This is a genomic window from Pseudomonas sp. Sample_24, assembly GCF_004307605.1.
Taxonomy (GTDB): Bacteria; Pseudomonadota; Gammaproteobacteria; order Pseudomonadales; family Pseudomonadaceae; genus Aquipseudomonas.
In genome coordinates this window covers 1-10,945 of sequence record NZ_RCNW01000331.1, presented here as the reverse complement: position 1 = coordinate 10,945, position 10,945 = coordinate 1, and the positions used below count along the sequence as shown (strand labels likewise).

Genomic DNA, 10,945 nt, shown 5'->3' with positions numbered 1-10,945 from the left:
TCGGCGGATTGACGTCGAGTTTCTTGACCACATCGCCTTCGTAATACGTCGCCGGTACCGGTTTGCCGGACGCCATCATTTCGTCGACGTAGCCCTTGAGCTCCTCAAGCGTGAAACCCGAGAACACCTGGGCGACCCATGGATAACAAACCATGTCGTCGAGTTCGCAGAGGCGGTAGTAGTAGCTGAACAGGCTTTCCTGGTGGTCGGCGGTGTCCTTGAACGGCATCAGCTTCAGGGAGGGATCGAGTTTGTCGCGGGTGATCAGGCCCTTGTTCTCCATGAACGGCAGCAACGACTCTTCGAGGTCGTAGCGGTAACTGGTGTTGTCCATGTCGAACACCGCGTAGTTACCCTTGTTGGCGTTGGCCACAATCATGGCGTCCAGTGCCTTGGCCTGATCGGCGGGCCAGTGCTTCAGATCCGTCGCAAATACCTGGCCGGCAAGACCTGCACACAGTGCGGCTGCCAGAAATTTCGATGCAAACTTCATTGGCGTCACTCCCTGAATGAAAGACATCGACGCTAACAAATAAGTGTGACGGTCCTCGTCTGCCAGCGACCGCTAGCGTACCCATCGCGTCAGCTGCATCTCCGAGAACGACACACGCTTATTCCAAAAACGACAGTTTCAAGACGTTTTTGGTATTAATTCTTTAGAATTCAAGCTGTTAGGCTTCCCGGTTCGCAGCTGCCCCGGAAGGCAGTTGGCACATGTCTAATGGGAGTTCCAATGAATCTGCCGCTGATTCTCAACCTGCTGGTGTTCCTCGCCCTGCTCTTTGGCCTGGCACAAACCCGCCACACGCCGTGGAGCCTGGCAAAAAAAGTCCTGCTCGCGCTGGTGCTGGGTGTGGTGTTCGGTGTCGCGCTGCATACCGTTTATGGCGCCGGCAACCCGGTGCTAAAAGCCTCGATCGGCTGGTTCGATCTGGTGGGTAACGGTTACGTGCAATTGCTGCAGATGATCGTGATCCCGTTGGTGTTCGCCTCGATCCTCAGCGCCGTGGCTCGTCTGCACAACGCTTCATCGCTGGGCAAGATCAGCTTCATGACCATCGGCACGCTGCTGTTCACCACCGCCGTCGCGGCACTGATCGGTATCAGCCTGACCAACCTGTTCGGTCTGACCGCCGAAGGTCTGGTGGCCGGCACCCAGGAAATGGCCCGCCTGCAAACCATTCAGTCCGACTACGCGGGCAAGGTTGCCGACCTGAATGTGCCGCAGCTGTTGCTGTCGTTCATTCCGCAAAACCCGTTCGCCGACCTGGCCCGCGCCAAGCCGACGTCGATCATCAGTGTGGTGATTTTCGCCGCGTTCCTCGGCGTCGCCGCCCTGCAACTGCTGAAGGATGATGTCGAGAAAGGTCAGAAAGTGATCAACGCCATCGACACCCTGCAAGCCTGGGTGATGCGTCTGGTGCGCCTGGTGATGAAACTGACGCCCTACGGCGTGCTGGCACTGATGACCAAAGTGGTGGCCGGTTCCAACTTGCAGGACATCATCAAGCTCGGCAGTTTTGTCGTGGTTTCCTACATTGGCCTTGGTCTGATGTTTGTGGTTCACGGCGTGCTGGTGTCGGCTGCCGGGATCAATCCGCTGCGCTTCTTCCGCAAGATCTGGCCGGTGCTGACGTTTGCCTTCACCAGCCGTTCCAGCGCAGCGACGATCCCGTTGAGTATCGAAGCACAGACCAGCCGCCTGGGCATTCCACAATCGATCGCCAGTTTCGCCGCTTCGTTCGGCGCGACCATCGGCCAGAACGGCTGCGCCGGTCTGTACCCGGCGATGTTGGCGGTGATGGTGGCGCCGACCGTAGGCATCAACCCGCTCGATCCGCTGTGGATCGCAACACTGGTGGCGATTGTGACGCTGAGTTCGGCCGGTGTGGCGGGCGTGGGTGGCGGTGCGACGTTCGCCGCGCTGATCGTGTTGCCGGCGATGGGCTTGCCGGTGTCACTGGTGGCGTTGCTGATTTCGGTCGAGCCGCTGATTGATATGGGGCGCACGGCGTTGAACGTCAGTGGTTCGATGACGGCCGGTGCGATAACCAGCCAGATGATGCAGCAGACCGATAAACGAGTGCTGGATGCGGATGAGCATTCGGAGTTGGCGCACGCTTAAATTCTTCAGCGCCTGATCTGGCCCCATCGCTGGCAAGCCAGCTCCCACAGGGATCTATGGTGTTCACGCAACAAGTGATTCACCTTGGACACTGTGGGAGCTGGCTTGCCAGCGATGCTTTCAAACCTTTTCCCAGACTTCGAAGTTGTACGCTGGCTTACCCTCTACTGCCGGGTTTTCAACGTTGGAAACCAGTGTCCATTCCTTCACATCAAACTCCGGAAACCACGCATCCCCTTCCGGGCTCAGCGCCACGCGCGTCAGGTACAACCGATCGGCCTGCGCCAACCCTTGGGCATACAACTGCGCACCGCCGATCAGCATCAACTCATCGACGCCCTGCTCCTTCGCCCATTCCTCGGCGCGAACCACCGCGGACTCCAGCGATGGATAAACCTCGGCGCCTTCGAGCACCAGGTCCGCCTGACGGCTGACCACGATGTTCAAGCGGCCCGGCAACGGGCGACCCAGAGAATCCCAGGTCTTTCGCCCCATGATGATCGGTTTGCCGAGGGTCGTGGCCTTGAAGTATTTGAAGTCCCCCGGCAAGTGCCAGGGCATGCTGTTGTCGACGCCGATCACACGGTTTTCACCGAGGGCTGCGATCAGGCTGAGGGGAAGTGATTTAGTCATGTCGGCGAGGATACCAGAGCCTCGCTTTCGCCGATAAGCGCCACAACGGTTATGCTCACAGCTCATTTGAGCGACGGGATGCCGCGTGACTGAACTGAATAACCTCTGGCTGACAGAAACCATCCGCCTGCGTGAAGAACACGCCGGCCCCCTGGAAGATCTGGAAGCCAACCGACTGGCCCGCAGCGCCGGGGGCGATTTGCCGTCGCGTATTCAACGCCGCGCCCTGTGGCTGGCGGACCGCGATGGCTTGAGTGCTGCGCTCAAGCACTGGCTGCAAGGTGCGCGACTGGCGTTGATCGTCCTGGCGCTGCTGGCCGTGGTCACCGGCGCAAGCCTGGCCTTCGCCGCGATGGGCGACGGCCTGCACCCGGTGAATGTGTTCTGGGCCTTGGGCAGCCTGCTCGGGCTCAATCTGATTCTGCTGCTGAGCTGGGCCTTGGGCCTGGCATTTGCCGGCGAACACGGTGCCAGCCTCGGGCGATTGTGGCTGTGGCTGAGCGAAAAACTCGCCCGGGATGCCAAAGCCGCGCAGCTGGCACCGGCCCTGCTGTTGTTGTTGCAACGCCGCAAGCTCAACCGCTGGGCCGTTGGTGTGCTGGTCAATGGCTTGTGGTTGCTGGCGATGCTCAGCGCGCTGGCGATCCTGCTGACGTTGATGGCGACCCGACGCTACGGTTTCGTCTGGGAAACCACCATCCTCAGCGCCGACACGTTTATTGCCGTGACCCAGGCTCTCGGCGCGCTGCCGGCCCTGCTCGGCTTCAGCGTGCCCACCGAGGAAATGATCCGCGCCAGTGGCGACGCCGCACTCAACATCGAAAGTGCCCGGCAAGCCTGGGCCGCGTGGCTGGTAGGCGTATTGCTGGTGTACGGCGTGATACCGCGAATGTTGCTGGCGCTGTTTTGCCTGTGGCGCTGGAAAACCGGTCAAGCGATGTTGCGCCTGGATTTGAACCTGCCCGGCTACGCGCAGCTGCGCGAGCGACTGATGCCCACCAGCGAACGTCTGGGCATCAGCGATGCGGCGCCTGAGCAACTGCATCGGGTCGAGAGCGGCGTCAGTGAACAGCAAAGCGACGGTGCGCTGTTGGTCGCCATCGAACTGGACAACGAGCGTCCCTGGCCGCCGCAACTGCCGAACAACGTGAGCAACGCAGGGATTCTCGACAGCCGCGAATCCCGGCACAAACTGCTCGAACAACTCAGTCGCTTCCCTCCGGCGCGCCTGGCCATCGCCTGCGATCCACGGCGTTCGCCGGATCGCGGCAGCCTGGCGCTGATCGCCGAACTGGCTCGCAACGCCAGCGCCACCCGCGTCTGGTTGCTGCAAGCGCCGCACGGAGAAGCGCTGGATGCCGAACGCCTTGGCGACTGGCATACGGCGCTGCAACAGCTAGAGCTGCCGTTCGCCGATTGCGCACCGTTGAACTGGCTGGAGACGGGTCATGACTGAAGCACGCAAGCAGCCCCTGAAACTTGCAGTCGTCGGCCACACCAACGTCGGCAAAACCTCGCTGTTGCGCACCCTCACCCGCGATGTCGGTTTCGGTGAAGTGTCCCACCGTCCCAGCACCACACGGCATGTCGAAGGCGCGCGATTGTCGGTGGACGGCGAACCGCTGCTCGATCTCTACGACACACCCGGCCTGGAAGATGCCATCGCCCTGCTCGACTACCTTGAACGTCTCGAGCGACCTGGTGAACGGTTGGACGGTCCGGCCCGCCTGGCGCGCTTCCTCGATGGCAGCGAAGCCCGGCAGCGTTTTGAACAAGAGGCCAAGGTCTTGCGCCAGTTATTGGCCTCCGATGCCGGTCTCTATGTGATCGATGCTCGGGAACCGGTGCTGGCCAAGTATCGCGATGAGCTGGAAGTGCTGGCCGGTTGCGGCAAACCGTTGCTGCCGGTGTTGAATTTCGTCAGCAGCGCCAACCATCGCGAACCGGCGTGGCGTGAAGCGCTGGCGCGGTTGGGATTGCACGCACTGGTGCGCTTCGACAGCGTCGCACCGCCAGAGGATGGCGAGCGCCGACTCTATGAAAGCCTCGCCCTGCTGCTCGAAGCCGCGCGGCCGCAACTGGAACGCTTGATCGCCGACCAGCAAGCCCAACGCCGGGCGCGCGAGCAAAGTGCGACGCGGCTGATTGCCGAATTATTGATCGATTGCGCGGCATGCCGGCGCAGCGTGGTCAGTGATGCCGAACAGGAACAGCAAGCCATCGGCGAACTGCGTAAAGCGGTGCGCCAGCGCGAGCAACGCTGCGTCGAGTCCCTGCTCAAGCTTTATGCCTTCCGCCCGCAGGACGCCGCTGCCAGCGATTTGCCGCTGCTCGATGGCCGCTGGGGCGATGACCTGTTCAACCCCGAAACCCTCAAGCAATTGGGTGTGCGGGTCGGTGGCGGCATCGCCGCAGGTGCCGCCGCCGGAGCGGGCGTCGACCTGCTGGTCGGCGGCATCACCCTCGGCGCCGCCGCGCTGGCCGGCGCCATCGCCGGCGGCGCCCTGCAAACCGCGCGCAGCTATGGCAGCCGCTTGCTGGGCAAGCTCAAGGGCCAGCGTGAACTGACGGTCGATGACAACGTGTTGCGACTGTTGGCCCTGCGGCAACGACAACTGCTGCAAGCACTCAATGCCCGCGGACATGCGGCGATGGACAGCATCCAGGTGGCAACGCCTCAGGACAAGACCTGGCGCGAGGGCAAACTGCCCGAGGCCCTGAACAAGGCACGGGCGCATCCGCAATGGTCGTCACTCAATGCGCATGCGAAGTTGAATCAGGCGGAACGGCAGGAGCAAGTTGAGGTGTTGGCGCAACAGCTTTGAAGGTCAGCAATCTGTGGTGACGCCCCTGCCTCTATCGTCGGAACGCCGACCGGCGCAAGTTTGCTCGCAATGGTCGCAACGCGGCCACGCGGTTTGATCGCTACCAGCCGACCTTCAAAAATTGCTTCACTAACGCAGTGACACGACTGCGATCCGTGCGATTGGAATGCCCGTCATTGTCCACATCCGAAGCCAATATCAGCTCGAGCTCCCCATCGTTATCCAGATCACGAGCCGTAGCCTTGTAGGCAATCACCGGTCCGTCATGAAAGTGCAGCCGTACCGTTTCCGGCGTGCCATCAGCACTGAGGTTTTCCGAGAAAATACGCAGGTGTCGTGCCTCGTCCTCTCCAGCGTTGTGCCAAGCACATTTCAGATAGGTTTTGCCAAAGACCTTGAGTCGTCGAAGTTCAGCAGCCGTAGCCTCACGCTGTAAATCCTCATCCTCGATAAACCGGTAAAGTACGGTATCGGCGTGCCCCTGGCCGGTAAGGTCCTGAGCGATTACCTTCAAGTAGCGCGTGAACGGGCTCACTGCCATTTGAATTCCAGGTAAGTACGGCTCAACAACGACACCAGCTCCTGATCCGTGGCATCGATATCTCCATCGTTGTCCACATCGAAATGAATCACCCAGTCCAGTGTGCCGTTGTTATCCGTGTCATAGCTCGCTGCGGTGGAAGTCAGGGTTCTGTCAGTCGGTTTGCCGATGCCTTCATGAAAGTGCAGGCGCACAGTATCGGGTGAACAATCGCCACCAAAGTTTTCGGAGAAAATTTTCAGATAGCGCCTGGACCGGTTTCGGCGATTGAACCACCCTAACTTCAAAAAAGTTGTGGCAAAAACCTTGAGTAAGCGTTCGTCCTGAAAAGTTCTCTTACCATCGTTGTCCACATCACCGACCTGCCAGTCAACAATCCCGTCTGCTGTGTTATCCACCGCGTATGCTTCGCGGACAAGTAGGTCTTTACCGTTGTGTTGTTCAAAAAAGTAGAGGCGAACGGTATCGGCTTGGCAATCTTTACTTCTGTCTTCGGCAATTACTTTCAAATAACGCATAACGGTTTGGCTCATTGAAAAAGGTCCATGCACAGTAGCTCGCTCGCGGCGGGCGATATGTGAGAGAGATCTCTTTATTCCGTAGGCCAGTTCATCATGAGGGGAAAGCTACTCACCTCTTCGCGAGTTCCCACACAGCAGTTTCGCAGTGCATACGCTCTCTTTGGTCGACACGGTCTCCTTGAAAGCGAACCTGTTCAGTGACTTTATGCCGCTAACAACCGCATCGCTTTGTCCTTCAATACCGCCAGCTCAATCACCGGCACATGCATCTGTTTCGCCATTTCATCCCAATGGCGCATGCGCAAGCTCACGGCGCACAACGGGTCCTGCTCGAATGCATCGGCTTCGGTTTCAGTCATCACCCCACCCTGATATCCCAGGGTCCGGCGACTGGCTTCGCTCAAGCGCTCGTAGTACCCGGGCTCCCTCAATGTCAGATATCGCTTGGCCTGAACGTGATACTCCACCAGCCGTGCCATGCGCTCACTGAAGCCCGCCCGACGCAAATAGTCAGCGCCCAGCCGCTCATGGCTGACCACACCGAAGCCGTCCATGTTCTCGGTGCTTTCGCCGCAAATATGCCCGATGTCATGGAAGAACGCGGCGAGCACCACTTCATCATCGAAACCTTCGGCCATCGCCAGCTCGGCGGCCTGGGACATGTGCTCGATCTGCGACACCGGCTCGCCGATGTAATCGTCGGTGCCGAAGCGTTCGTACAGCCCGAATACCTCAGTAATCACCTGCTCGTTGCGGCCCATCGGAAATTCCCCCATCAGTGAAGTTTGTGGTGAAGGGTAGACCGCTATCGCTGCGATGCGGCGACCCGACAAGCCAGCTCCCACAGGGTTCACGGTGGGGCTTGCCAGCGATGGCAGCCTGACAACCGACCCATCTCTTTTGGATGTACCCAATCCAATGGTAGGAGCGAGCCTGCTCGCGATGGCGGCTTCACTTCAACAGGTGTGTTGACTGTTCTACCGCTATCGCGAGCAAGCTCACTCCTACAGGGGATCTTCAGTGGTTGGAAATCCCGATCACACCGGGAACCACTGTGGGAGCTGGCTTGCCAGCGATGAGGCCCTGTCAGCCGATGAAGATCTTACTTGGCCGCCACTTTCTCCGACTTGCCGTCATAGCGCTTGCGCCATTCACTCAGGATCTGGTCGCGGTTCTTCGAAGCCCAGGCAAAGTCGTTCTTGATCAAGCGCTGTTCGTAGTCGGCTGGCAATTCAGTCTGCGGCTTGGCAATGCCCGGCTGCGCAAGCACCGCGAAGTTCTCCTTGTAGAGCTCCATTGCCTCAGGGCTTGCCGAGAAGTCAGCGAGTTTTTTCGCCGCTTCTTCGTGGGCAGTGCCTTTGATTACCGCCGTCGCTTCGATCTCCCAGCCCAGGCCTTCTTTCGGCAGGATGATGTCCAGCGGTGCGCCCTGGCGCTTCAACTGAACAGCCGGGTATTCGAAGGAAATACCAATCGGAAACTCACCCGCCGCCGCCAGTTTGCAAGGCTTGGAACCGGAGTGAACGTACTGGCCGATGTTCTGGTGCAGGCCGTCCATGTACGCCCAGCCCTGCTTCTCGCCGAAGGTTTGCAGCCACGCGCTGACGTCGAGGAAACCGGTGCCGGACGACGCCGGGTTTGGCATGACGATCTTGCCTTTGTACTCAGGCTTGGTCAGGTCCTGCCAGCTCACAGGCTTGGTCAGGCCCTGCTTCTCGGCTTCGACGGTGTTGAAGCAAATGGTCGCCGCCCACACGTCCATGCCGACCCAGGCTGGCGGGTTGGCGGCGTCGCGGTAGTTGGCGCCGATCTTGCCCAGGTCTTTCGGCGCGTAGCTTTGCAGCATGCCTTGCTGATCGAGGATCGCCAGGCTTGAAGCGGCCAGGCCCCAGACGGCGTCGGCCTGCGGGCGGTCTTTTTCTGCCAGCAGCTTGGCGGTGATGATCCCGGTGGAGTCACGCACCCACTTGATCTCGACGTCCGGGTTGGCTTTTTCGAAGGCTTGCTTATAAGTCTTCAGTTGTTCGGCTTCGAGGGCGGTGTACACCGTCAACTCGGTTTTCGCCGCAAAGGCGTTCAGGCTGAAAGCGGTGAGGACAGCAGCGGCCAGGGCCATAGGCTTGAACATGATCTTTTCCTGTTTTTGAGTTGAGGGGTTGTACGGTTTCAATGGCCGGGCGCGGTCTGCCGCCAGGCCTGTGAGCGGCGCAGCAAACCGCGCGAAGCCCAGGCCAGCAGCAGGGAAACGCCCGCCGAAGTGAACAGAATCAGGGTCGACATCGCCGCCGCGCCGCCGACGTTGCCGGCGTCGTCCATGTTCAGTACCGCCACTGCCGCGAGAATGGTGTCGGGGCTGTAGAGGAAGATCGCCGCCGAGACGGTGGTCATGGCCGAGACGAACAGGTAGCGCACGATGTCCAGCAGCGCCGGCAGACAAATCGGCACGGTCACGCGCCAGTAGTGGCGGTACAGCGGTGCCTTGAGCGACAGCGCGGCGGCTTCGAACTCGCCATCGAGTTGGCGCAGCGCGGTGGTGGCGGTCATTTGCGCAGTGGTCAAATAGTGAGCAATGGTGCAAACCACCAGCAAGGTCATGGTCCCGTAGAGCACATGCAGCGGGTTGCCGGTGAGGTTGAAGAAGAAGACGTAACCCAATCCGAGTACCAGACCCGGCACCGCCATCGGTACGAAACTGAGCATGCGCAGTGTCATATTCAAGCCGCGCTGGCCTTTGGTTTTTTCCATCAGATAGGCGCCGGTGAAGATCAGGACGCTACCGATCAGCGCGGTACACAAAGCCATCTTCACGCTGTTGCCGTACGCCAGCCAGCCACCGCCCGCGGTGTCATTGAACTGGTAATGGTTGAGCGACAGCGACAGGTTGTAAGGCCAGAATTTCACCAGCGAAGAGAACACCGCCATGCCGAACACCAGCAGCAATGTGGCGCAGATCAGCAGCACGACGGCCAGATAGCAGCTGTCGCGCAGCGTCGACGGCAAAGGCTTGAATACTTGGGCGCGACCGCTCATTGAATCGCCATGACGCCGACGCAACCAGGCATCGACCGCGAAGCTGAACAGCGCCGGCAGCAACAGGACCATGCCGATCAGCGCACCGCGACCGAATTGCTGTTGGCCAACCACGGCTTTGTAGGCTTCCAGCGCCAGTACCTGATAGTCGCCACCGACCACCACGGGCACACCGAAGTCGGTGATGGTCAGGGTGAACACCAGGCAGAACGCGGCGAAAACCGCCTGACGGGTCGCCGGCCAGGTGATGCTGCGAAACGCCTTTGCGGGACTGGCGCCCATGCTGGAAGCCGCATCGAACAGTCGCGCATCCGCCAGGGACAAGGCCGACAGCAGGATCATCAATGCGTGTGGGAAGGTGTAGATCACCTCACCCAGAACGATGCCCCAGAAGCCATAGATGTTGTCCGAGAGCAGGCCGCGCAACATACCCTGATTGCCGAACAGGTAAACAAGGGCGATGCCGGGCAACATCGAAGGCGCCATCAATGGCAGCAAAGAGATGCCGCGCCAGAGGCCTTTACCGGGAATCAATGTGCGTTGCAGCGCGTAGGCAAAGAGGTAGGCCAGCGGTACGACGATGGAGGCGACGCTGAGGGAAACCTTCAGGCTGTTACCGAGCAACCAGTGGAAGTTGTCGCTGGTCACCAGTTCTTGCGCAGCGAGCCAGCCACCGCCCTGCCCGGCCTCCGCGCTGAAACCACGCCAGAAGATCGCCAGCAACGGCATCAACACCGCAACGCCGAGCAACCCCAACAAGAGGACCTTGCCGCCAACCACGAAGACGCGGTCGCCCAGCTCGGCACGGGGAATCTGCCGAACCTGCTTGTGGGGCAGCGGCAGCGCGATGTTCACGCTCATCAGGCAAACACCTGCAGGCTGCGCGGCGGCAAGGCAACCATGATCTGCTGCGCGCCAAGACGTGGCATGGCTTCCGGTGCCAGCTCAGCCAACAAAGCGTGGCCCGGCAGGTGATCGAGTTCGAAGCTCATGCGGCAGCGGTTGCCAAGGAAGGTGATTTCGCGAACCTTGGCCGGGAACAGGTTTTCCTCGTGTACCAGCGGGTTGACGTTGATCGCTTCCGGGCGGCAGAACAAACGCCCCGACGTAGTCTTGGCGCTGTCATCGGCCAGACGCAAGTTCATCGCGCCAACCCGAGCGTGGCTGTCACTGCTGCGCTGAAACGGCAGCCAGTTGCCCTGACCGACGAACTCCGCCACGAACGGCGTGGCCGGGCGGTTGTAGATTTCCTGCGGCGTGGCGTACTGCT

General features: G+C 60.3%; 10 protein-coding genes and 1 pseudogene. 3 read left to right on the top strand and 8 right to left on the bottom strand.

The features are described 5' to 3' along the window. Positions 1 to 493, bottom strand: a pseudogene (locus D8V06_RS18015) (haloacid dehalogenase-like hydrolase); the annotation flags it as partial. A gap of 240 nt (positions 494 to 733) precedes the next feature. Between D8V06_RS18015 and D8V06_RS18010 the strand changes: the two are divergent. Continuing rightward, on the top strand, positions 734 to 2,125 hold the full coding sequence (locus D8V06_RS18010) for an L-cystine transporter (RefSeq protein WP_130931454.1): 1,392 nt from the start codon (positions 734 to 736) through the stop codon (positions 2,123 to 2,125). A 120-nt stretch (positions 2,126 to 2,245) separates the two neighbouring features. Here the strand turns inward: D8V06_RS18010 and D8V06_RS18005 are convergent, their stop codons facing one another. Continuing rightward, positions 2,246 to 2,758, bottom strand: a complete 513-nt coding sequence (locus tag D8V06_RS18005; RefSeq protein ID WP_130906059.1) for a dihydrofolate reductase — start codon at positions 2,756 to 2,758, stop codon at positions 2,246 to 2,248. Between the two features lie 85 nt (positions 2,759 to 2,843). Between D8V06_RS18005 and D8V06_RS18000 the strand changes: the two genes are divergently transcribed. Both D8V06_RS18000 and D8V06_RS17995 read left to right on the top strand, forming a co-directional pair. Beyond that, positions 2,844 to 4,214: a DUF2868 domain-containing protein gene (locus tag D8V06_RS18000; RefSeq protein WP_130931453.1), complete on the top strand. Its 1,371-nt coding sequence runs from the start codon at positions 2,844 to 2,846 to the stop codon at positions 4,212 to 4,214. Next, the gene (locus tag D8V06_RS17995; protein ID WP_130907653.1) at positions 4,207 to 5,583 is read left to right on the top strand and encodes a GTPase/DUF3482 domain-containing protein; all 1,377 of its coding nucleotides are present in this window, start codon (positions 4,207 to 4,209) and stop codon (positions 5,581 to 5,583) included. Before D8V06_RS18000 ends, D8V06_RS17995 begins: the two co-directional genes overlap by 8 nt. Before the next feature lie 100 nt (positions 5,584 to 5,683). Here D8V06_RS17995 and D8V06_RS17990 read toward each other — a convergent pair whose 3' ends face one another. The 6 genes from D8V06_RS17990 to D8V06_RS17965 form a co-directional block, all read right to left on the bottom strand. After that, entirely contained in the window at positions 5,684 to 6,124 is a 441-nt protein-coding gene (locus D8V06_RS17990; protein WP_130931452.1) for a hypothetical protein, read from the bottom strand. Continuing rightward, on the bottom strand, positions 6,115 to 6,657 hold the full coding sequence (locus D8V06_RS17985; protein WP_241667840.1) for a hypothetical protein: 543 nt from the start codon (positions 6,655 to 6,657) through the stop codon (positions 6,115 to 6,117). The genes D8V06_RS17990 and D8V06_RS17985 overlap by 10 nt, the downstream gene beginning before the upstream one ends. A 191-nt stretch (positions 6,658 to 6,848) precedes the next feature. Next, positions 6,849 to 7,406: a phosphonate degradation HD-domain oxygenase gene (locus D8V06_RS17980; RefSeq protein WP_130931451.1), complete on the bottom strand. Its 558-nt coding sequence runs from the start codon at positions 7,404 to 7,406 to the stop codon at positions 6,849 to 6,851. A 341-nt stretch (positions 7,407 to 7,747) separates the two neighbouring features. Continuing rightward, positions 7,748 to 8,773, bottom strand: a complete 1,026-nt coding sequence (locus tag D8V06_RS17975; protein ID WP_056854017.1) for a putative 2-aminoethylphosphonate ABC transporter substrate-binding protein — start codon at positions 8,771 to 8,773, stop codon at positions 7,748 to 7,750. Between the two features lie 38 nt (positions 8,774 to 8,811). Continuing rightward, the gene (locus D8V06_RS17970; RefSeq protein WP_130931450.1) at positions 8,812 to 10,536 is read right to left on the bottom strand and encodes a putative 2-aminoethylphosphonate ABC transporter permease subunit; all 1,725 of its coding nucleotides are present in this window, start codon (positions 10,534 to 10,536) and stop codon (positions 8,812 to 8,814) included. Beyond that, positions 10,536 to 10,945 (bottom strand): TOBE domain-containing protein (locus tag D8V06_RS17965; RefSeq protein WP_130931449.1); only part of this gene is annotated, 410 nt, incomplete at its 5' end. The genes D8V06_RS17965 and D8V06_RS17970, both read right to left, overlap by 1 nt.

Coding starts and splice junctions, on each gene's coding strand:
- D8V06_RS18010 (WP_130931454.1), top strand. CDS start 734: ATGAATCTGCCGCTGATTCTCAACCTGCTGGTGTTCCTCGCCCTGCTC.
- D8V06_RS18005 (WP_130906059.1), bottom strand. CDS start 2,758: ATGACTAAATCACTTCCCCTCAGCCTGATCGCAGCCCTCGGTGAAAAC.
- D8V06_RS17995 (WP_130907653.1), top strand. CDS start 4,207: ATGACTGAAGCACGCAAGCAGCCCCTGAAACTTGCAGTCGTCGGCCAC.
- D8V06_RS17990 (WP_130931452.1), bottom strand. CDS start 6,124: ATGGCAGTGAGCCCGTTCACGCGCTACTTGAAGGTAATCGCTCAGGAC.
- D8V06_RS17985 (WP_241667840.1), bottom strand. CDS start 6,657: ATGAGCCAAACCGTTATGCGTTATTTGAAAGTAATTGCCGAAGACAGA.
- D8V06_RS17980 (WP_130931451.1), bottom strand. CDS start 7,406: ATGGGCCGCAACGAGCAGGTGATTACTGAGGTATTCGGGCTGTACGAA.
- D8V06_RS17975 (WP_056854017.1), bottom strand. CDS start 8,773: ATGTTCAAGCCTATGGCCCTGGCCGCTGCTGTCCTCACCGCTTTCAGC.
- D8V06_RS17970 (WP_130931450.1), bottom strand. CDS start 10,536: ATGAGCGTGAACATCGCGCTGCCGCTGCCCCACAAGCAGGTTCGGCAG.